Annotated in this window: 18 protein-coding genes and 1 tRNA gene; 8 read left to right on the top strand and 11 right to left on the bottom strand. The window is 68.9% G+C overall.

Annotation, left to right across the window (positions count from 1 at the left end; all coding sequences use genetic code 11):
* The 6 genes from ACOJUJ_RS02340 to ACOJUJ_RS02315 all read left to right on the top strand — a co-directional run.
* The coding region (locus tag ACOJUJ_RS02340; RefSeq protein ID WP_420125235.1) for a hypothetical protein at positions 1-180 on the top strand (180 nt) is incomplete at its 5' end.
* 455 nt (positions 181-635) lie between these two features.
* Entirely contained in the window at positions 636-2,927 is a 2,292-nt protein-coding gene (locus ACOJUJ_RS02335; RefSeq protein WP_420125234.1) for a hypothetical protein, read from the top strand.
* A gap of 206 nt (positions 2,928-3,133) precedes the next feature.
* The gene (locus tag ACOJUJ_RS02330; RefSeq protein ID WP_420125233.1) at positions 3,134-4,669 is read left to right on the top strand and encodes a hypothetical protein; all 1,536 of its coding nucleotides are present in this window, start codon (positions 3,134-3,136) and stop codon (positions 4,667-4,669) included.
* Positions 4,670-4,751: 82 nt separating this feature from the next.
* Positions 4,752-5,258, top strand: coding sequence for a hypothetical protein (locus ACOJUJ_RS02325; RefSeq protein ID WP_420125232.1), 507 nt, complete (start codon positions 4,752-4,754; stop codon positions 5,256-5,258).
* Between the two features lie 479 nt (positions 5,259-5,737).
* Positions 5,738-5,881 carry a hypothetical protein gene (locus tag ACOJUJ_RS02320; RefSeq protein WP_420125231.1) on the top strand — a complete coding sequence of 48 codons (144 nt, stop codon included), beginning with the start codon at positions 5,738-5,740 and terminating at the stop codon, positions 5,879-5,881.
* Positions 5,882-6,102: 221 nt separating this feature from the next.
* On the top strand, positions 6,103-6,249 hold the full coding sequence (locus tag ACOJUJ_RS02315; protein ID WP_420125230.1) for a hypothetical protein: 147 nt from the start codon (positions 6,103-6,105) through the stop codon (positions 6,247-6,249).
* Positions 6,250-6,384: 135 nt separating this feature from the next.
* Here the strand turns inward: ACOJUJ_RS02315 and ACOJUJ_RS02310 are convergent, their stop codons facing one another.
* Positions 6,385-7,245, bottom strand: a complete 861-nt coding sequence (locus tag ACOJUJ_RS02310; protein ID WP_420125229.1) for a hypothetical protein — start codon at positions 7,243-7,245, stop codon at positions 6,385-6,387.
* A gap of 255 nt (positions 7,246-7,500) precedes the next feature.
* On the opposite strand from ACOJUJ_RS02310, the gene ACOJUJ_RS02305 reads away from it, so the two are divergent.
* Positions 7,501-8,016, top strand: coding sequence for a putative immunity protein (locus ACOJUJ_RS02305; RefSeq protein ID WP_420125228.1), 516 nt, complete (start codon positions 7,501-7,503; stop codon positions 8,014-8,016).
* 635 nt (positions 8,017-8,651) lie between these two features.
* Here the strand turns inward: ACOJUJ_RS02305 and ACOJUJ_RS02300 are convergent.
* The 9 genes from ACOJUJ_RS02300 to lepA all read right to left on the bottom strand — a co-directional run bounded on the left by ACOJUJ_RS02300 (position 8,652) and on the right by lepA (position 17,362).
* A tRNA-Arg gene (locus tag ACOJUJ_RS02300) sits at positions 8,652-8,725 on the bottom strand.
* A 157-nt stretch (positions 8,726-8,882) separates the two neighbouring features.
* Entirely contained in the window at positions 8,883-9,278 is a 396-nt protein-coding gene (locus tag ACOJUJ_RS02295; RefSeq protein ID WP_420125227.1) for a hypothetical protein, read from the bottom strand.
* Positions 9,279-9,523: 245 nt separating this feature from the next.
* A complete protein-coding gene (locus tag ACOJUJ_RS02290; protein ID WP_420125226.1) occupies positions 9,524-10,717 on the bottom strand; it encodes a hypothetical protein in 1,194 nt (397 codons plus the stop codon).
* A 163-nt stretch (positions 10,718-10,880) separates the two neighbouring features.
* Entirely contained in the window at positions 10,881-11,534 is a 654-nt protein-coding gene (locus ACOJUJ_RS02285) for a protein-L-isoaspartate(D-aspartate) O-methyltransferase (protein ID WP_420125225.1), read from the bottom strand.
* Positions 11,531-12,280: a 5'/3'-nucleotidase SurE gene (gene surE / locus ACOJUJ_RS02280; protein ID WP_420125224.1), complete on the bottom strand. Its 750-nt coding sequence runs from the start codon at positions 12,278-12,280 to the stop codon at positions 11,531-11,533. Before surE ends, ACOJUJ_RS02285 begins: the two co-directional genes overlap by 4 nt.
* Before the next feature lie 323 nt (positions 12,281-12,603).
* Positions 12,604-13,608 carry an ROK family protein gene (locus ACOJUJ_RS02275; RefSeq protein ID WP_420125223.1) on the bottom strand — a complete coding sequence of 335 codons (1,005 nt, stop codon included), beginning with the start codon at positions 13,606-13,608 and terminating at the stop codon, positions 12,604-12,606.
* Positions 13,609-13,836: 228 nt separating this feature from the next.
* Positions 13,837-14,682, bottom strand: coding sequence for a glycosyltransferase (locus ACOJUJ_RS02270; protein ID WP_420125222.1), 846 nt, complete (start codon positions 14,680-14,682; stop codon positions 13,837-13,839).
* A 3-nt stretch (positions 14,683-14,685) separates the two neighbouring features.
* On the bottom strand, positions 14,686-15,357 hold the full coding sequence (locus ACOJUJ_RS02265; RefSeq protein WP_420125221.1) for an FkbM family methyltransferase: 672 nt from the start codon (positions 15,355-15,357) through the stop codon (positions 14,686-14,688).
* Between the two features lie 202 nt (positions 15,358-15,559).
* Positions 15,560-17,362 carry a translation elongation factor 4 gene (lepA, locus tag ACOJUJ_RS02260; RefSeq protein WP_420125220.1) on the bottom strand — a complete coding sequence of 601 codons (1,803 nt, stop codon included), beginning with the start codon at positions 17,360-17,362 and terminating at the stop codon, positions 15,560-15,562.
* 420 nt (positions 17,363-17,782) lie between these two features.
* Between lepA and ACOJUJ_RS02255 the strand changes: the two genes are divergently transcribed.
* Entirely contained in the window at positions 17,783-19,093 is a 1,311-nt protein-coding gene (locus ACOJUJ_RS02255) for a DUF5723 family protein (RefSeq protein WP_420125219.1), read from the top strand.
* Positions 19,094-19,764: 671 nt separating this feature from the next.
* On the opposite strand, the gene ACOJUJ_RS02250 is transcribed toward ACOJUJ_RS02255, so the two are convergent.
* A complete protein-coding gene (locus tag ACOJUJ_RS02250) occupies positions 19,765-21,267 on the bottom strand; it encodes a DUF4384 domain-containing protein (RefSeq protein ID WP_420125218.1) in 1,503 nt (500 codons plus the stop codon).
* Positions 21,268-21,614 lie beyond the last annotated feature (347 nt).

Here is a 21,614-nt window from a genome sequence, read left to right as displayed (position 1 = left end):
GCGTCCGATGTGTGGTGCGCCTCGGTGATCCACGCCGGGAGGCGCTTCGGCTATCCTCCACCCTGCGTCATGAACGGTCCGGTGGAGACGCTGGTGGATACACAGATGGACCTGCCTATAGAAACTCTGCTTCCTCTGCTCCCTCTGCGTGAGAACCTGCAGTTGGGGAATACTGAGTGAATTTGCGGATGTGGTATTAGGATTAGCCTTCTACTCCTCGTGATGTTTGGCCCTCGCAAGGAGCAGATATGCGCCTGGACATCAACGCCCTCGAAGTGCATTCGTTCCCTGCCAGGGCTTCCACGAGGAGGACGCGTTCTTTCAGCTCACCCGGTTCGACGACCGCAAACTCCGGATCTCCCACGGCAAGGTCGAGATGATGGCGTGATCCGGGGAAGTGGCCGGACCGGTGAGCCACGCCGTCGCGGCAGGACGCATCCCCGGCAACGGGAGGCGTCTTTCACGCGATGATAAACGCGTGTTTAGAGACGATAAATGATTGTTTGGACAACCGATGTCCGTTATCGTTCCGGCAGCATTGGGCGAAACCTGAGCCGAAGGTGAACCGGGAACGGCGGGGACCGGGCGCCCGTGCGGGGCGGCGGTGCATGGCATCTTTCAGACGAAAGCGGATCATGGCAAAGGCACATACGCTGGTAGACAACTTTAGCGACAACTCAACCAATCTCTCCAAATGGGCGCCGTACGGCCCGGTCAGGGAAGTGAACCACAGGCTGGAAATCCGCCCGGAAAGCGAGGTCGCGAACACCTTTGGGGGATACACGTCGGCGGACAGGTACGACCTGACGGATTCCGAGATCCGGGTGGAGCTCGTGCGGCCTCCGCGCGCCGCCCGCGAGCTCGCCGTTTATCTCACGATCACGCTGGACGCGGCCCATGCCGCGTCCATCCTGGTGAGTGACGGCGTGCTGTACTGCAGCCAGCGGGTCGCGGGGATCATCACCGACGTCGAAACCGTGCCGTACGACCCCGCCGCGCACCGCTGGCTGCGGTTTCGCGAGCGGGCGTCCAGGCTTTTCTACGAAACCTCGCCGGACAGGAGCCGGTGGGTCCAGAACGCCGTGGTCCCCGTGCCCTTCGACGTGAGCAGCGTTCTGGTGGATCTCACCGCCGGTACCGCCGCCGCGACCGCGTCGCCCGGCGTGGCCGTCTTCGACAACGTCAACGCGCCACAGAGCGGGCCGGTGCGCCGTGTGGAAGAGCGGCGCCTGTCCGCGCGGGAGATCCGCGTGCGAGCCGCGGACCGGGCGGCCGAACGGCGCCACGAGGAGCACGCCAACAACAACGACGAGGTCAACCATCCCACCCGGCTGCTGGCCGGCAGCTACTCCAAGAGCCTCAAGCACGACGCGCTGGGCGACCCCGACCCCGGCTCGTACGCCACCCTGCTGCGCGCCCTGGAAAGCCGCGACCCCGCCGACTTTGGCGAGATCATCCTGGGGTCGGCGATCCCCATCAGACTCACCAACCCGCAGGGCGGACTGGCCTTCGACATCGCCGGGCCCGACGCACAGGAGCGGACGATGCCGCCGGCACCCCGCTTCGACAGCGAGGTGGCGGCACACGAGATGGGGGAGCTGTACTGGATGGCGCTGGCCCGCGACGTGGCGTTCGCGAGCTACGGCTCCGACGCGTTGATCGGCGCCGCGGTAAACTCGCTCAACAGCGAGTTTCCGCGCTTTGGCGGCACGGCTCCCGTCTCTCGCCAGAACGTCTTCCGCGGCATCTACCCCGGCGAGCAGGTGGGGCCGTACGTCTCGCAATTCCTGCTCAAGGGCAACACCGACCCGCGCAAGCCCGACGCGATGGGGCGCGACGCCAACGAGGGGTTCATCTCGTACGGCGCGCGGTACATCGACCAGCGCCTGATCCCCGCGTCGGCGGGCGTCGACTACCTGACCACCTTTTCCGACTGGCTGCAGGCGCAGAACGGCGTGGACACCCGTGGAGCGGACAGCTTCGACACCGTGCGCCGCTTTATCCGCAACCTGCGCGACGGCGCCACGCTGGTCCACTTTGACCAGGTGATCGACGTGTTCTACAATGCCGCGTGGATCCTGATGTCGGAGCCGATCGGCAACCAGCTCACCGCGGCGGGGGCCACCGGGCGGCCGCAGATCGACCTGGAGTTTCCCCGGAATCCCGGAAATCCGTACGGCCCCACGGCGACGGGGGCGGCAAGCCCCACGCAGGCCGGATTCGGCACCTTTGGACCCATCCACCTGCTGCAGACGCTCACCGAGGTGCTGGGGCGGGCCATCCGGGCCGTCTGGTGGCAAAAGTGGGGCGTGCACCGCAGGCTGCGCCCCGAGGAGTACGGCGGGCGCGTGCACAACCAGATCCTCTTCAGCACCACCTCGGGTACGCAGGGGCGCAGCTATCCCCTGCACTCCAGCATCACCACGTCCTTGCGGTCCGGGGCGCTGTCGGGGTACTACGGCCAGACGGGAGAACGCTTTCCCGACTCGTACCTGCTCCCCCAGGCGTTCCCCGAGGGTGCTCCCACGCACCCCGCGTACGGCGCCGGCCACGCCACCGGCGCGGGTGCGTGCGTTACCATCCTCAAGGCGTTCTTCGACGAGACTACCGCCATCGAGAACCCGGTGGTGGCCAACGCGACGGGCACCGGCCTTACGCTCTATACGGGCGCGGACGCGGGGCAGATGACGGCGGGTGGAGAGCTGAACAAGCTGGCCGGCAACATCGCCACCTTCCGCAACGCGGCGGGCGTGCACTGGCGCAGCGACTACACCGAGTCGCTTCCCTTCGGCGAATCGATCGCCATCGGGCTGCTGCAGGAGATGTCGCTGGGCTTCAACGAGGACGACGCGTTCTTCGAGCTCACCAAGTTTGACGGGCAGACGATCCGCATCTTCGACGGCAGGGTGGAGCCGGTGGCGGCATGACGCCGGGTGAAAGGTGACGGGTGCGCGGAGCCGCTGCCGCGCATCGTCCACGACGCCGGAACGCGCCTCCGGGGGATCGCAATCCCGGAGGCGCTTTCGTGTTGACAGGGAACCAAGCGGCAGCAGATTGGATACTCCGTGCCCCACGGGCGCCATCCGCACCCGTTCATCCGCCTGACGCCCCCTCCGCACCCCGACAACCGCACGTGATCGTCTTCATCCGCCGGCGTGCTTCCCTCGTTCGCCGCCTCCTCCGGCTCGCCCTCTTCATCGCCGCGGGCATCGCGGCGCCGGCGGCGGCGCAGACGAGCTTTCGCGGCACCATCGTCTACGAAAAGATCCCCGTGGGGCGCAACGGGCTGCAGGTGGACGCGCCGGTGCGCACGCCCGCGGCGGGGGTAAAGGTGGAGATCGTGGCGTCGCCCGCGCGCACGGTGCTGGGGAGCGGGTGGACGGACGAGAAGGGCGGCTACTCCATCCCCGTGCGCGTCCCCCGCCAGGCGCAGGTGTACGTGCGCGCGCTGGCGCAGACGGAGAACGCGGCCGTGGTGCGCGCGGGCGACCGCGCGGAGTTTTCCATCGTCTCCGAGCCGTTCGGCGTGGGACGCGAACGGACGGTGCGGCGCGACCTGCTGGCGACGGACAGCAGCCGGGTGGCGGGCGCGTTCAACATCGCCGTCACCATCTGGCGCGCCAACTCATTGGTGCGATCCGCAAAGCCGGACGTGAACCTGCCGCGGGTGGAGGTGCGCTGGGACACCACGTACATGGGCGGCACCTTCTTTCGCCCAAGCGAGGAGGTGGCGTTCATCAACGGACAGCGCGGCCGCGACAGCGACGAGTACGACGACCACGTGATCGCCCACGAGTACGGGCACTTTCTGATGTCCAGCTTTTCCCGCGAATCCAGCCCCGGGGGCAACCACAGCATTGGCGAGCAGCTGGACCCGCGGCTGGCGTGGTCGGAAGGGTGGGGCAACTTCTTTGGCGCGGCCACCACGGGGAACGCGCACTACATCGACACGGGGATGAATCGCGGCCGGCCGGTGGTGCTGCTGTCGATGGACCTGGAAGACGACGTGCCCACCGGCGACCGGCCGGGGATCTGGAGCGAGCACTCCGTGGCCGGCGTGCTGTGGGACTGGTTCGACGACGCCCCGGAGGAAGGGGATTCCGTCGCCCTGGGCTTCATCCCCCTCTGGAACGCGTTCGCGGAGCTGGCCAAGGAGCCCGACGTGTACCTGCTCCGCTTCGCCAACCTGCTGGCGGCGGCCACCAAGCAGAACCGGCAGCTGCAGGCGGGGCTCGCGGCGCGCGGCATCGCCTACGCGCCGGGCGAGAACCCGCGCGCGCCGGAGCCCTTTCCCACACCGCTCGCCTCCGGCACGCCCGTGGAAGGTGCGGTGGACAGCCGCCGCTCGCGCCGCAGCAACCTGTGGGGCTCGTCGGCGCACTACTGGTTCGTGGTGACCGAGGCGGCGCAAGCCAGCATCACGCTCAAGATCGTCACCGCGCGCGACACCGCCCACGCGGACCTGGACCTGTACCTGTACGATGCCGACGGCGAACCGGTGGCGCATTCCAACGACGTGAACGGCGTGGGCGGCACGGAACGCATCTCGCGGCGGCTGGAGCCGGGGTACTACCGGGTCGAGGTGCGCAGCTGGAGCGGCGGCAGCGGCTCGCGGCTCAGCGACCGCGCGGCGCACCAGGGCACTTTTACGCTGCTCGCGCGGTACTGAGCGGCCCGATCCCCATTCATCCTCCCCGAGAGGGCGTTCCATGAACCGCACCCTGCTCGTCTTGATCCCGCTCGCAACGCTGATGTCGGCCACCGCTCAGGCACAGACGGTGGATTCGCGGTCCATGGCGAGCGCGCCGTCCGTGGCGCGGGTGGCCGGCCCGGGCGCAAAGATCACGGCGCCGGTGGACATCGAGATCGTCCCGCAGCCGGATCCCCGCGCGGGAATGCGGCGGGTGCGGATCGTGGCGCGGCCCAGCGTGGACGCGGCGTCGCTTGCCATCGAGGTGAGCGCGGACAGCGGACTGGCGCTGGCGCCGGGGACCGCCGCCACCTGGACGGGCGCGGCGCGGGCCGGGGACGAAGTGGTGCGCGACCTGGACCTGGTCGTCAGTGGACCCGGCGAGATGCGGCTGCTGGTGACGGCGACGGTAAAGTTCGGCGACGACTTCACGCAGACGGGCCTGCACGAGTTCGCGCTCAACCCCAGCGCCGCCGTCCGCTCGCTGGGCGCATCCAAGAGCTTCCGCGCCCGCGTCACCGACCCCGGCAGCCGCAACGTGCTCGAGGTTCCGGCCCGGACGCCCTGAGCAAACCGCCCCAATTGTACGAAGCGCCTCCGGCCATCAGACTGGAGGCGCTTCTGCGTTGCACTCTCTCGGTTCGTTGTGCGCTCAGGAACGACGGAAAAGCATCACGCGGAGGCGCGGAGGAACTGATGAGGCGCGGAGGAACTTTTGGCGTTCCCTTCGCGGTTCTTCTGTTTTCTCCGCGCCTCCGCGTGAAAATTTTAAATTTTTCCTTCACTGCACATCGAAATCCGGGAGATGGTATCAGAACAGTATGCGAAACCAGTCGGGAGCGGCAGAATCACGGCGGCTTCCATTTCATCCGCTGGCGGCTTTGCTCCACGGCTCGTCTGCATTGCAGCACGGTTCGCCCCATCCGCGTGTTGCGGCCAAAGCAACGGCGCCATCTTCCGTGCGGGTCCGCTTCGGTCCCCGCTACGCCTGATTCTCCGTCCATCGGCCTGGCGGGCGCAAAACATCACATCCTGGAGATCCGCACGATGAACAAGCTCACGCTCGACGTCGAGAAGCTCGCGGTGGATTCGTTCGAAACCGGCCTGGCGAACAGGGCCTGCCCCACGGCGAGTGCCACCGCGACGGCGCACCCCGGCTTCTTCAGCAACACCAGCAGTGGCCGCCCGTGACCTTCCCGATCCGACCCGCTGACCACAAGAGCCGGTGAGCACGATGAACAAGCTGACGCTGAACGTGGAGGAGCTGGCGGTCGATTCCTTCGAAACCGGCCTGCCCGACGAGAACACGGATCTCTCGGGCACCACAACCGAGATCCGTCCCTGCCACGACTGATCCGCCGGCCTCCGCCGCCGGTCGATCGATCCGACATCACCTTCCTGGAGATCGCACGATGAACAAGCTGACGCTGGACGCGGACAAGGTCACGGTCGACTCGTTCCAGACCGAAGTGGCTGGCGATGCCTGCCCCGGCGCAAGTGCGGGCGCCACGGCCCGCACCTGCCCCCTCGACCTCTCGACGAGCGGAGCGCTGGACTGACCGCCTGATCGACGGGCTTCGGCGGGGTCCAGTGGGGACATGGGTGGGGAGATGTAGAAGAAACGACCGCGGCTTGGCTCGATGCCATGCCGCGGTCGTTCGTCTCCACTCTCCGGCGGGGGCGATTTCCGTCGCTCAGGTGGCGGGCGACTCCGTCCCACCCCGCGGAACGGAGCCCTGGAACCGCTTCAAGAGGCCGATCGCCACAAAGTAGCCGAGGATGGGCGATGCGCCCTGGCCCAGCACGGGAACGGGAAAGTGCGCCACTGCCGTAGCCAGGATCGTCACGATGATGTACGCGCCGAGCGCAAGACCCACGCGGCCGTCACCCCGGCCGCGCGCAACGAAGAAGGGGACCGGAAGCAGCAGCAGCGACGCAACCGCCGCGATGCCCCAGACGTGCCCCTGCTCCGCGGCCAGGCCCACGATCCCCTCCACGTGCGGGACCGGCGCGAGCGGGTCTTTCCGCAGCCATGACAGGCCGGCCAGAACAACCAGCGGAAGCAGGCGGATCCACCCACGCCCTTCCGCGGGGCTCCGTGGCAGGAGCAGTACGACGGCCCCGGCAACAAAGGCGGTTGCCTGCGCGGCGTCCGGCTGCAGCGCGAGCACCAGAGCCGTCGCGATGGCCAGCAGCGTGGAAGCGCCCCTGCGCCCCGCGCGCTCCAGACCCGCGAGCGCGGCCAGCACCAGCGGCAGCACCAGCGCCCCCGCGTGCACGCGCACGGGACCAAGCATCAGCCACCGGTGCACGCCCTGCAACCCGGGATCGAGCCACGTGGCGGCCAACACGCCCAGCGCCAGCACGCCAGCGATCAGCAGCCCGGTTTCGCCTTGCCGGGATACGCGCGGACGGGCCAGGACAAAGTACAGCAGGATGCCGATCACGCACGCGGCCAGGTTCTGTCCCCACGCGGTGGTGGGCACGCCCGCCGCGCGCATGATCAGGATGCCCACCACCAGTGCCGGCAGCGGAAAAAGCAGATTCAGAAGCAACGCGCGGCGTCCGGAAGGGGGTGCAGATCGGAGGGAAGTTTCTTGCTGGGTACAGTACAGTGCCGATAACATCCTCGAAAGAGGATCGTGCGGAGCGGGCCTGTGGAATCGCATGTTTGATCCCACGCGCGCGTGCGCTCCACGTTCGGAGCTTCACATCCGCGCCGGGATCAGCTGAGTCCAGTGGGTGGGCGGTGTTCTGCCGCGCCTGCTGGACACAATGCGCTGGACGGATGCAACACGACGGCTGCAACCATGATCCTCCCCAAAATCCGTGATCCCCGCTTTATCACCCTCCGCCGCGGGGGAACGCTTACGGACGCCGACCATCGGCTCCTGGCGTTGTGGGCGGCCGCGTGCGCGGAACACGTGCTTCCCCTCTTCGAATCCGTTCAGCCGTCGGACCCGCGGCCCCGGGGGGCGATCGAGCAAATCCGCGCATGGACGCGCGGCGAGATCAGGATGATGCAGGCCCGCGCGGCGGGCGGCGGCGCCATGGCCGCGGCGAGGGTGCTGACCGGAGCCGCCCGGCACGCCGCCTATGCCGCCGGCCAGGCGGGCGTGGTGGCGCACGTCGCCGCGCACGAGCTTGGTGCCGCGGCCTACGCCATCAAGGCCGCACGCGCGGCCGCCCCCGCGGGCGAGGGTGAGCGCGCCGGCCGGCGGGAGTGCCACTGGCAGCGCCAACAGCTCCCCGACGAGATCCGCGAGCTCGTGCTGGACGATCAGCGGCTGCGAAACGGGATCTGCTGGTCGGTGTTCGACTGCTGACCGGCGTAGCGGCTCGCCCGCAGTCGCGCCCGGCTGAACGATGGGCAAAAGAAAACCGCAGCCTGACGCGTGGCCATGCTGCGGTCGTTCATCAGTGCCCCCGGCGCGAGACCCGAAGGCGTGGGCTGAGAATACCGGACGGGCAGGATCGGCTCAGGGCCCGGTATCGTCCTCTTCCGGGCACCACCGCGTGCCCTCGTAGTGGCATGTGCAGGTCTCTGACTCACAGGGGCACGAGCCTCCGCAGGTATGATCCTCCGTCCAGCAGTCGCAGGGCCCCGTCATGCCCGGGGAGTCGGTGAAGTAGTGCGAGCGGGCGAGCACGGTGCCCCGTCCATCCTCCGGGCCCGGAATGACGGCGAAGGTCTCGACGTGGAGATCAGAAAGCTGGAGCCGGATCTTCTGCATAGGCTAATTCCCAGCGCAGGGCGGAGGTGAGAGGAGCATACGAACAGTATACCAGTCTTTTCGGACGGATAAATCAGAATAGTTCGCTCGTGGTTCCGCGCCAGCGTCCCGGTCAGGATCTATCCAGGATCAGCAGTGGACAGAATGCGATTGCGAGCGGATAGGATGTCCGAGCAACGAAAACGACCGCGGCACGGTGATGCCATGCTGCGGTCGTTCGTCGTCAGTGCCCCCGGCGCGATTCGAACGCGCGGCCTCAGGATTAGGAATCCTGCGCTCTATCCTACTGAGCTACGAGGGCAATCGGCGCAGAATCTAAGGAAATACACGGATCGGGTCAACGCCGCCGGACGAAAGCCCCCGCGGGAGATCCTGGCGGGGCCCTTGTTGCGGTCGATGGATACGAACAGCGTGACCGGCCACCGCGGGCAGCGGCGGTGACGCGGACATCCGGCCGCTCAATCGTCGTAGCGCGTCCGCAGTTCGCCGATCCACTCGGGCTTGGCGACGCCGCTCAGCTCGTAGCCGCGCGCCACGGCGTCCAGCACGATGACGGCGGTCTCCCGGCGCGGGGCCGAGTCCATGTCGTGCACCAGTACGGAAAGCGCCGCGGTGGCGTCTTCCAGCTGCACGGTTCCTGACCGTTCGGCCGCGTACCGCACGTACCAGTTCCGCAGGCGGCGCAGCGTGGGCGAGTACGGGTCCGTGCCGTGTATGAAGTTGCGCAGCCCCATGGGGCTCATCCCGATCTCGCGCGCCACCCCGCGCAGCGAGGTGTTCGCCACGCGCGCCGCCGCGACTTCCCGCACGTGGCGCAGGCTCGCCCAGCGCGGATCCTCTGGCTTGTCCTTCATCTCCAGTATCCTTCCAAGAGGTCGGAGCCTGATGCTTCCGCACCCGCCCGCCTCCAAGATAATACCGAAGAAATACCGAATCAAGACATCGTACGCACAGCAGACTCCCTTACGCGACCCGACAGCCGCGGTTTTCGTGTGGTGGCGCGCCGTTCCGCGCCGAAAATCCACATAGGTTCCAGAACGGCCGCGACCCTCTCCCCGGCAGGCGGGAGAGGGTCGCGCGTTCCCTGCCGGCCGTAGCGTTACCGCCGCGCGTTGTACCCCATCACGTAGCCAGCCACCAGCAGCGCCAGCGGGTCCGACGCGCTTCCGGAAAGCAGGTCGTCCGGCCGGTCGCGCAGCGTGCGGGCGATCTCCTCCAGCCGCGTCGCCACGTCCGCGAACACCCCGTTCGTCGCCGACGATGAGGTGGCGAAAGCGGGCGCGGCTTCGGCCGGAACCTCGGCCTCTGCCTCGTGCACGGCGGCGGCGGTGAACGGATCGGGCTCGGCGGCGATCACGGCCTCGGCGTCCGCGACGAACGGCTCCGACGCCGGGATAACGGGTTCGTCCGCAAAGCCTTCCGGCGCAAAGTCCACGACGGGAGCTTCCGGGGCGAAGTCCGCGAAGGCTTCCGGCGCGAGGTCCGTGATGGCGGCTTCCGAGGCAAAGTCCGCGACGGCGGCCTCCGGGGCCGCGTAGGCGTCGGCCACGAACGGCTCTTCCGTCCCCGCGAACACCGGCTCGTCCGCCGCGGCGGTTTCCGACTCGCTGACAGCCTCCGCGTCGGCGGCGGCGAAGGTCAGCGCGCCGCCGTCCAGCGTGATGTCGAACGTTGGCTCGGCGTCCGCGGCGGCCGTGGGGGTCTGGAACGTCAGCTCCGCGGCGGATTCCGCCAGGACCGGCGGCTCCACGGCTTCCGGCGCATCCAGCGACCAGGACGACGACTCCGCCGCATCCGCCTGCGCGGGCTCCGGCGTAGCCTCGGCCAACTCCACCGCGGGGGGCGTCGCGATGAATCCACCGAGGTCATCCGCCGGAACAACGTCTTCCAGCCCGTCCACCGGCGCCACGCCCGCCGCCTCGGATCGCGCGTCGTCCGTGTCGCGGTCGTCCCACGCCAGCCAGTCGGGGAACGCCTCGTCCCGCGCCGGCGCAACATCGGCGGGCGCCTCGGCGGCGGTATCGCGCGGCTCCGGGCGCTCCAGCCACGGCAGATCCTCGTCCTCCGCCGCGTCGGCCACCGGGGCAGCCGGCGCGTCGGCGGACTCGCGGACGATCGGCGTTTCCACGTCCCACGGCATGGTCATGCGCGGCGCGCCGGTCTGCGGCTCCGCGCGCGGCTCTTCGGCCACGGGGGCGGGCGACGGAGGCGCGGGCGGCTCGGCGGGGCGTGCGGCCGCGGTGGGGATGAACGGCGGAAAGACGAAGCCGTCCAGGGAATCGCCGTTGCTCATGTAGGCTCGGAGGTGCGGGACCGGGCGGCGCGTGGAGGCGTGCTCCGCGCGCGGCGAGGCTGAGAATGTGGTGGTGTGTGCACCGGGAACGTACGGCGGGGCAGACAAAGTGTCAACGAAAATCTACAGACGGTGCCCCATACCAGGTCGCGAATGTGGCGGATCAACTCCCCTCGCCCGACCATCCAAAGCGCCCCAGCAGCGGCACAAAGGTGCACTCCGTCACCTCGCGCTGCTCGAACGCATCACCCTTGCGCTCCACCAGCATCAGCCGCTGCATGGTGCGCGAGCCCACGGGAATCAGCATCCGCCCGCCCTCCGCCAGCTGCTCCATCAGCGGGCGCGGTACCTCCGGGCCGCCCGCGGCGACCAGGATGGCGTCGTACGGCGCGTACCGGCTCCACCCGATCGTTCCGTCGCCAACAAGGATGGCCACGTTGCTGATCCGCAGCTCGTCCAGCCTTTCCCGCGCGCGCACGGCCAGCTCGCGGATGCGCTCCACGGAGTACACGCGGTCCACCAGCTGCGCCAGCACCGCCGTCTGAAAGCCGCACCCGGTGCCCACCTCCAGCACCTTGTGCGTGGGCTTGAGGTCGAGCACCTGCATGTACAGCCCCTGCAGCGAAGGCTGCGAAGCCGTCTGCTGAAAACCGATGGGCACCGGCGCGTCCTGGTACGCCTGGTGGCGCATGGATTCGGGGATGAACTCGTGCCGGTGGATGGTGTCGAAGGCGCGCAGCACGTTCAGGTCGCGGATCCCCCGCTGCTGCATCACGCCGATCAGCGCGCGGCGCTGCCCCTCGTACCGGTCCGTCATACCTTCAGGTCCCACGCGGCCACGTCCGCCAGCAGCGCGTGGTTGGTCAGGTCCAGGTGCAGCGGCGTGACGGAAACGTAGCCGGTGTTGATGGCGTGAAAGTCCGTCCCCTCCGGCGCCGACCACTCCACGTTCCCTCCGCCGATCCAGAAGTACGGCTTGCCGTTGGGATCCACCGCCTTGGTCAGCGAGTCGATGTACACGCGCCGCGCCAGCCGCGTCACCTGCACCCCCTTGACCTCCGACGCGTCGATGGGGGGCAGGTTGATGTTCAGCAGCGTCTCGCGCGGAAACTCGCCCGGACGCACCAGCTGGGGAAGCAGCTTCTCCAGCAGCGGCCCGTAGCTCTGCATCTGCTCGGAATCGCGGCCCGTGTACGACACGGCGACGGCGGGGATGCCCAGGATGGTGGCCTCCATCGCCCCGGCCACGGTGCCGGAGTACAGCACGTCCTCACCCATGTTGGGCCCGTGGTTTACGCCGCTCAGCACCAGGTCCGGGCGGCGGTCCAGCAGCGCGCCAACCGCCAGCGCCACGCAGTCCGTGGGCGTGCCGTCCACGTGGTGCACCCCCTCGCGCACGGCACGCGCGCGCAGCGGAAAGTGCATGGTGAGCGAGTGGCTGGTCGCGCTCTGCTCGCGGTCCGGCGCCACCACGTGCACGTCGCCCATGCTGCGCGCCGCGTCCGCCAACACGCTGATGCCGGGCGCGAGATATCCGTCGTCGTTGGTGCAGAGGATGAACATCCGGTCTTCCGTCTGGATTCTTTCAATGCGGCGGAGATCGTAACCGCTGGACCTGAGCCTCGGCGAAACACCTCGAACTGCGTCCGACGCGGTGCCCCTCCCCCGGCCCCGCCCCCGGCCCCTCCCCGTTCGTTCCTCACGGAGAGGGGAGGATTCGATCCCGCCGCGACGAACCGTCTGCCGTTCTCCCTCCCCCACGCAGTTCCGCCCCGCATCCGCCGAAGCACCCCACAGCCCGTGTCGTGTATCCCCTCTCCCACGCAGTTTGTGGGAGAGGGGCAGGCGAGGAACGAGCCGGGGTGAGGGCCCCTGGGGTGAGGGCCCTACACCGCCCCGTAGTTCTCCAGCTTGAACACCCCCGCCGCGCCCACCACCCCCGCCGTTCCGGGCAGCTCCGCGGGAACGATCTTGCAGCACTCCTGCGCGCTTCGAAAGGCGCGGCGGCGCACCTCGGCGCGCAGCGGCTCGAAGAGCGTGTCGCCCGCGCGGGTCACGCCGCCGGCGATCACCACCATCTCGGGATTGAGGATGTTGATGATGCTGGCCACACCGGCCCCCAGGAACTTGGCCGTGTCCTTCATCACCTCGGTGGCGTACGGATCGCCCTGTACCGTGGCCTCGTAGATCAGCGCGGCGGTAATGTCTTCCAGCTTGCCGCCCACCATGTCCACCAGCACCGTCTCCGCCCCGGCCTCGATCCCCTCCACCGCGCGCACGGCGATGGCGGGGCCGCTGGCGTACTGCTCGATGCAGCCGTAGTTGCCGCACTTGCAGCGGCGCCCGTTGCTGTCGATGGTCATGTGGCCGATCTCACCCGCCACGTCGCTGCAGCCGTGGTAGATCTGCCCGTTGAGCACGATCCCGCCGCCGATCCCCGTCCCCAGCGTAAGCCCCACCAGCGAGTCGACCCCGCGGCCGGCGCCCAGCCACCACTCGCCGTAGGTGGCGCAGTTGGCGTCGTTGTCCAGCGTGCAGGGCAGCTTTACCTGGTTGCTCACCAAGTCGCGCAGGGGAAAGTTGCGCCAGCCCAGGTTGGGCGTGTTGATCACCGTACCCGTCTTGCGGTCCAGCGGCCCCGGCGAGCCGATCCCCACGCCCGCCACCGCGCCGCGGGTGGTGCCGTGCTGCTGCGTCACCTCGGCGATCGCCTCTTCCACCATCCCCACGATGCGGTCTACCACGAACTTGGCGCCGCGGTGGCTGTCGGTGGAAAGCGTGCGCAGCCCCAGCACGTCGCCGCCGGCGATCGGCACCAGCCCCACGACGATGTTGGTGCCGCCAAGGTCCACACCGACGATCCACTTTTTCTCGGCCGTTCCGGGCGTCATACGCAGTCTGCTGTCGTGGGCCGCGTACCGGCGCGGCGGGGCTGGGGGATGCGGCAACCTAACATCCGCCGGGTTGCCGTGAAAGCCCGCTGAGGACCACAGGTGCACACCGTGGACAGAGTGGATGTCGAGCGCACATGCGATGGCGTGAGGTGAATCGCTCCACGACCGGGAACCATCCCGGCGGCCGATCTCTCCCCTGTCCCGCTATTCCCTATTCCCTATTCCCTACTCCCTCAGGATCCGCAGCGACGCATCCGCCTCCAGCTCCGCGATCCCCCGCCGCGCCCGCGTCTGCCCCGTGCGCCGGATGGATTCCAGGATCTCGCGGTTGCGGCGCATTCCCTCCGCGTCCTTGTACGGGCGCTGGTGGTGCAGGTGCATGCAGACGGCGCGATGGCGCACCTGAATCCCGCGCACGCCCAGGTTCACCAGCCGGTAGCCCACCGCGCGGTCCAGCCCGCCGTACCCCATCTCCATGTCGAAGCCGTTGGCCGCGAACATCGCCTCGCGCCAGACGGACGCGTTGTTCCCCGCGAACAGCGGCGCCGTGGGCGTCAGCCGGTCCAGCGCCGCCGCCAGCACGGGCGAGCGCACCAGCCGCAGCGCCCGGCGTCCCGGCCGCCAGCCGTTCGCGCGCAGCCAGCGCAGGTCCACCATGCGGCCGGCGCGCACGTCATCCACCGTGATCGCCTTGCTGGCCTGGTCGCTCAGCTTCAGGTATCCGCCGGCCAGGTACGCGCCGGGCCGGGCCAGCGCGCGGTGGGTCGCCACCAAGTCCGCGCGGGGAATGCTGTCGCCGTCCGTAAACAGCAGGTAGTCGCCCGTGGACGCGACGATCGCCCGGTTCATGATCTCGGATTTGCGGAACCCCCGGTCCTCGTGCCACACGTGGACCACCGGCAACCCCGCTTGGCCGCGGACGCGCTCGATGACCGCCGCCGTCTCCGGACCGGAGCCGTCGTCGGCCACCAGCAGCTCAAAGGCGCGGTCCGTCTGCGCCGCGTAGCCGTGGAGCACGCGTTCCAGGTCGTGCGGCTTGTTGTAGGTGGATACGATGACGGACAGCCGCACGGCTCAGGCCTCGCCGTGCGTGGCCAGCACTTCGGTGGTGGATTGCACGTCGCCGCCCAGGATGGGCCGCAGCTGGTAACCCAGCCCGTGCAACAAGGCGAGCGAGGCGGCGTGCACCTCTGCCCCGTGGGTGGAAAGAAAGATCGTCGGCCGATGCCTCGCCAGCGTTTCGCGCGCGCCCATGAGCACGCTCATCTCCGCGCCCTCCACGTCGATCTTGAGGGCGGCAGGCACCAGTGCGTGCTCCGCGCAGTAGTCGTCCAGCCGCAGCGTGCGCACCTCCAGCCCCCCCGCCTGGGCCAGGTGCCCCGTCCCGCTCCCCGTGCCGAATTGGAAGCGTGCCGTCCCCGCGCGGTCGCTCACCGCCGCCTGCCGCACGGTGACGTTGCGCCGCCCGTTGATGCGCAGGTGGCGCCGCAGGAACTCCGCGTTGCGCGGCTCCGGCTCGAACGCGTGCACGCTCCCGCCGTCGCCCACCAGGACGGAGGCGAGCAGCGTGTAGTATCCCACGTTGGCGCCCACGTCCAGCACCACGCCGCCGGGCCGCAGCAGCTGTTCGAACAGCCGCGTCTGCTCGCGCTCGTAGGTGCCGTTCAGGATGCGAAGGATCTTGCCGCGGCTGGCCGGCAGCCACCAGCGCCCCCGCAGCCGTCCCGCGATAATCGGCAGTCGCACTCGTCCCATCGTCCGAAAGAAGGTCGCGCCGCCCCCTGGCCGCGCGGCCCACATTCTAACCCCGCCCCCGCCGCCTCACAAACGCACCGCGGGCCGGAGCGTATCGCCCCGGCCCGCATCGTACCTCCAAACCTCCGTACCTCCGTACCCCCGTACCTTCGTACCTCCGTACCTTCGTACCTTCGTACTCCGTACTTCTTCCTCAGCCGGAGCCGATCTGCAGCACCGCCAGGAAAGCCTCCTGCGGAATCTCCACCGTCCCCACCTGCTTCATCCGCTTCTTTCCTTCCTTCTGCTTCTCCAGCAGCTTGCGCTTACGGCTGATGTCGCCGCCGTAGCACTTGGCCGTCACGTTCTTGCGCAGCGCGCTGTTGCTTTCGCGGGCGATGATCTTGTTGCCGATCGCCGCCTGGATCACCACCTCGAACTGCTGCCGGGGGATCAGCTCCTTCAGCTTTTCCGCGATGGTGCGCCCGTACTCATACGCCTTGTCGCGGTGGATGATCACGCTGAACGCGTCCACCGGGTCGCTGTTGATCAGCATGTCCAGCTTGACCAGCGGGTTGGGCCGGTAGCCCACCATCTCGTAGTCCAGCGACGCGTAGCCGCGAGTGGCCGACTTCAAACGGTCGTAGAAGTCCAGCACGATCTCCGCCAGCGGCAGCTCGTACGAAAGCTCCACCCGCATGGGGTCCGGATACGTCATCCCCATGAAGTTGCCGCGCCGCTCGTGCGCCAGCTTTTGCACCGCGCCAATGTACTCCGCCGGGCACAGCACCCGCGCGCGCACGTACGGCTCCTCGATCACGTCGATCTTGGTGGGATCCGGCAGCGTGCTGGGGCTTTCCACCCACAGCTCCGCCCCGTCCGTCATCTTCACCGTGTACTTTACGTTCGGTACGGTGGTGATGAGGTCCAGGTTGTGCTCGCGCTCCAGCCGCTCCTGCACGATCTCCATGTGCAGCAGCCCCAGGAACCCGCAGCGGAACCCGAAGCCCAGCGCCAGCGACGTCTCCGGCTCGTATACGAGGGAGGCGTCGTTCAGCTTGAGCTTGGCCAGCGCGTCGCGCAGGTCCTCGTACTGCTCGGTGTCGGTGGGATAGATCCCCGCGAACACCATCGGCTTTACTTCCTGGTAGCCGGGAAGCAGCTCCCCCGCGGGGTTGTCCGCGTCCAGGATGGTGTCGCCGCTGCGCGTGTCGGCTACGCGCTTGATGCCGGCGATCACGTATCCCACCTCGCCCGGCCGCAGCTCCTTGGCGGCAAAGCGCCCCAGCTGCAGGTACCCCACCTCGTCGATGGGATACACCGAGTCGTTGCTGCCGAACGCGATGCGCATCCCCGGCTTCAGCACGCCGTCCACCACGCGTATGCTGGGCACCGCGCCCACGTACTTGTCGTAGTACGAATCGAAGATCAGCGCGCGCGCCGGCGCGGCCGGGTCGCCCTGCGGCGGCGGCACCTTGGCCACCACCGCTTCCAGGATGTCGGCGATGCCGATCCCCGCTTTGGCGGAGGCGGCGATCACGTCGTCCGGATCCACGCCCAGAAGGTCCACCAGCTCCGCACGGCGCCGCTCCGGCTCCGCGCCCGGCAGGTCGATCTTGTTGAGCACGGGGATGATCTCCAGCCCCGCCTCCATCGCCAGAAACAGGTTCGACAGAGTCTGCGCCTGCACCCCCTGGGACGCGTCCACCACGAGGATCGCCCCTTCGCACGCGGCCAGCGAGCGCGACACCTCGTACGTAAAGTCCACGTGGCCGGGGGTGTCGATCAGGTTCAGCTGGTACTCGCGGCCGTCACGCGCGTTGTAGCGCATGCGCACCGCGTTCAGCTTGATGGTGATCCCCCGTTCGCGCTCGATGTCCATGGAGTCGAGCACCTGGTCCTTCATCTCGCGCATCTGGAGCGTACCCGTGGTCTCCAGCAGGCGGTCGGCCAGCGTGCTCTTTCCGTGGTCGATGTGCGCGACGATGCAGAAATTGCGGATATGGTCCAGTCGCAACGTGCGATTCCCGATCAGAAATGGATGGTGCCCGGTCCGTGCAAAGCACTGAAAGTTAACCCCTCTGCGCCGGTTGTAGAAAGCCCCGGCGCGTCGGCGGGGGTAAGGCGCGTTCAGGCGCGGCCGGCGAACGGCGCTTCGCGGATGGTGACGGACCCCCGCCGTTGGCCCTCCGCGCCGCCCTCACGCGCTGGTTGGACGCGGATCCCGCCCGGGCCGCGCGTCAGGATACAACCCGCCCCGGCGATTGATCCGCCGCGACAATCTCGCTATTTTCCCGCGCCCGGCGCCGGGCCTCCGCGAGAACGGCGGACACGGCGGCGGGGTCCCCGATCCAATCCACGCGTGCTTCCCCGCCCGAACCCTCCGGGCGCGCGGTGCATCCGCAGGCCATCCTCCATCCAACCACCACACGCAGAGATGAGATTTCACCGTCTGGCTTTTGCCGCCGCCGGCGCCACGCTGGCCGCGGCTCCCCTGTCCGCGCAGGTGCCGCTTACCCCGCGTGCGCTGGGAATGGGCGGCGCGTACGTCGGCGTGGCGCGCGGGCACGAGTCGCTGTGGCAAAACCCGGCCAACCTGGGCCTGCCCAACAGCCCGCACTGGTCCGCCGGCATCCCCACCCTGTCCCTGGGCCTGGGCACGCGCGGCATCGAAACCGGCGACCTGCAGGACCTGATCGAGTACAACGACCTGAGCGAGCAGGAGCGCGCGGACCTGCTGGCCGAGATCCCCGCCGGCGGCACCGGATTCGACGCGGACCTCCGCGCTCCGCTGGTGGCGCTGCAGGTGCGCCGCTTCGCCGTGGGCCTCAGCTACCAGATCGTGGGAAGCCACACCGTCAACAAGAGCATCGTCGACCTGGTGCTGAACGGCTTCGACCCGCAGAACACCTACACCATCGACAACACCGCGGGCACACGCGCGGCGTTCTGGGACATCGCCGCCGCGTACGGCCACCGCGTGGGGCCGGTAAGCGTGGGCGCCACCGCGCACTACTACATCCCGCGCGAGCTGGTCCGCTCGGCGCTGGTGGACGTCGACACCACGTTCAGCGTCGTCTCCGGCTTCCGCGTCCCCACCGACATCCAGGTGACCTACGCGGGCGTGGGGAGCACCGGCGGCAACGGCTTTGGCGTCGACCTGGGCGTGGCGGCGGAGCCCATCCCGGGCCTCACGCTGAGCGCCGCGGTCGACAACGTGTTCAAAAGCGTGGAGTGGAGCGACGACCTGCGCGTGCGCACCGTGACGCTTAACGCCGACGACTACCAGAACGGCGATCCCGAAACGCTGCAGGCGGAGTACGAGGACAGCGAGCGCGAGTACAACCAGGCCGTCGACGCGGTGCAGCCGTTCGGCCGCCTGGCGGATTCGGTGCTGGCCCTGCGCGACCAGGGGCTGCCCACCGTGCTGCGCGCGGGCGCCGCGTACCGCCTGGGCACCGGCACCACGCTGGCCGCCGCCTTTCAGTCCGAGCTGGATGATTCGCCGGCCGGCGCGCTGTGGGACCAGCAGCTCAGCTTTGGCGTGCAGCAGAAGATCCCCCTGATCACGCTGCGCGCCGGCCTGGCGACGGACATGGAGGATGGATCGCTGCTCTCCGGCGGCCTGTCGCTGGGCCCCATCCAGCTGGGCGTCGCCCGCGTCACCAGCGGCAGCGGCGACGACGAGCGCAGCGGCTGGATCGCCACCTTTGGCCTCGGCGGCCGCAGCGACACGACCATGCGGTGAGTCGGAAGTGCGTGAGTGCGTGAGTGCGTGAGTGCGTGAGTGCGTGAGTGCGTGAGTGCGTGAGTGCGTGAGTGCGTGAGTGCGTGAGTGCGTGAGTGCGTGAAGTAGAATCTGATGTGAAGCGGAGGCAACGGGCGCGATCTGCCCCCGTTGCCTCCGCTGTCTTTTGCCCCACGGTGTCATCCTGAGGGAGCGCACGCCCGTAACTTCATCAACCACAAAAACTTGCGCGCGACCGAAGGATCTTTGTCGGGTCGCGCAAGGCCCAGCCCCACGAGCCGTCCAAGTTCCTCGGTCACGCAGACGAGATCCTTCAATCGCGCACAGGCGGTTGTGATGGTTCAGGATCGCTGTGGCGCTCCCTCGGGAAATCAACGGTTGGCGCTCGCGTCACACGAGAGTTATACCATCTCCCGGATTTCGATGTGCAGTGAGGGGAACGATTTTCACGCGGAGGCGCGGAGAAAACAGAAGAGGCGCGGAGGGAACGCCCAAAACGCCTCCGCGCCTCATCAGTTCCTCCGCGCCTCCGCATCATGCTTTTCCGTCGTTCCTCTGATCGCACAACGAACTGCGAGAAACGGCATTAGATGCCGCCCGTGTGATGTCCGACAAACGAACGCCGCGCCGGCAGCAAGTGCCGGCGCGGCGTGGATTCGTGCGGTGGTGGGTCAGCCCGGACGGGTCCGGCTGCCGCCGCCACTGCCGCGGGACGGCGACGACTCGCGGCGCGGCTCCGAGCTGCGCTCCGGGGGCGACTCGCGGCGCGGCTCGGCGCTGCGGGCCGGCGGAGACTCACGGCGCGGCTCTGCCGAGCGCGACGGAGGCGACTCGCGGCGGGGCTCGGAATTGCGCGGCGGGCTTTCGCGCCGGGGCTCGGCCGAACGCTCGCTGGGGCGGCGCTGGAAGGTGGGGCGCTCGCGCGCCGGCTCCACCGGCTTGTCCTGTTGCGGCGGCTGCGCCGACGACTGCTCCGGCTGGCGCGGCTGCGACGCCCCGCCGTCGGGACGGCCGCTGGCGCGGGGCTCACCGGCGCCACGGCCCTCACCGCGGTCACGCACCCGCGGCTCGTAGGTGCCGCGCTCCGGACGGCTGGAGGGGCCGGCGCGCTCCGTGCTCTCCGGCCGGCGCGACGCCGCGCCGCCGCTGCTCCCCCCGTTCTCCGGACGCCGGGACGAAACCGCCCCTTCACGCCCCGGGCGCGTCTCCGGCCGCGACGAAACCGTACCCTCACGCGTGGGACGCGTGCTCTCCGGGCGGGCCGAGCTCACGCCGCCGCGCGCCGCGGGCGTGCCGGCGCTGGACGAGCCGGGACGGCGCTGGGCCGTGCTGCGGGCGGGGGGCGCGTAGCTCTCCGTGCGCTCCTTGTAGCCGTGCAGCGGGCGGTTGCGGGCGGCGGTGCGGTAGTAACGGTCGTAGTACACGCGCCGGCTGCCCCGCCACCGGTACGTGTCGTAGTACCAGGGACGGTTGATGAGGATCACGCGCACGCGGTCACAGCGCGACCGGCCGTAGTAGCTGTAGCTGTAGTCGCTGTACCAGTCGCCGTAGCCGTCGTAGCAGGCGTAGCGCGGGTACTCGTAGCGCCGGCCGATGTGGTAGGTGTAGTAGTCCACCGACTCGTAGCCGTACGAGGTCTCCGGCACCACGGCGCGGACGATCTCGTCCATGGCGTAGAACGGGTCGCCGTAGATGCTGCGGTCGGCGTCCCAGCCGGCAAAGCGCGGGCGGTACAGGTCGCGCACGCGCCACAGCTCCAGCGGCTCCTCGAGCGCCACGGCCATCACGTAGCCCACGCCGTGCCCGCCGCGCACGTTCAGATGGTCGTACCGGCCGCGCGAGCCCAGGGTAAGGGTGCGGCCGCGCTCCACCCACCCGTCGTCGTGCTCGCTGCGGGGATAGAGGATGTCGACGTCGCCGTTGGTGTCGATGTGGAACACCGCCAGGTAACCGTCATGCTCCGAGCGCACGCGCACGCGCAGGCGGTCGGAGGAGCGGAAGAAGTCACGGTGGTTGTCGACCCACACCCGCACGCCGCCGCTCTGGGCGGCGGACTTTGCGGCTGCGAGGACGGATGCCTCGGCATCCAGCATCAGCGCGGGCGACGGTGCCGCGGCCGCGGGCACGGCGGCCAGCGCGGCCAGGGCCAGGCCCGCCAGAATCTTGTTGCGCATGGGAGTCATCTCCGGGGTGGTGCTGCGGTCTAACGCCCATCGTGGCAGGGCAAGCGCCGTTCCGGGTTGGGCCTGTTTTTCAAGATAATGCGATGCAACCACTTAGCAAGCCTGCATGCTTCACCCGTCCGCCCGTCCCGTCCCCGGCATGGGACGGTGGTTCTCTCGCAGGGGACGGAGAGGGGGCAGGTGTAGGGGTGTAGGGGTGTAGGGGTGTAGGGGTGTAGGGGTGAACGGGTGAACGGGTGAACGGGTGAACGGGTGAACGGGTGAACGGGTGAACGGGTGAACGGGTGAACGGGTGAACGGGTGAACGGGTGAACGGGTGAACGGGTGAACGGGTGAAC

This window comes from Longimicrobium sp. (assembly GCF_048594345.1).
In the GTDB taxonomy this organism is placed as follows: domain Bacteria; phylum Gemmatimonadota; class Gemmatimonadetes; order Longimicrobiales; family Longimicrobiaceae; genus Longimicrobium.
This window is presented reverse-complemented; position numbering and strand designations above follow the sequence as displayed.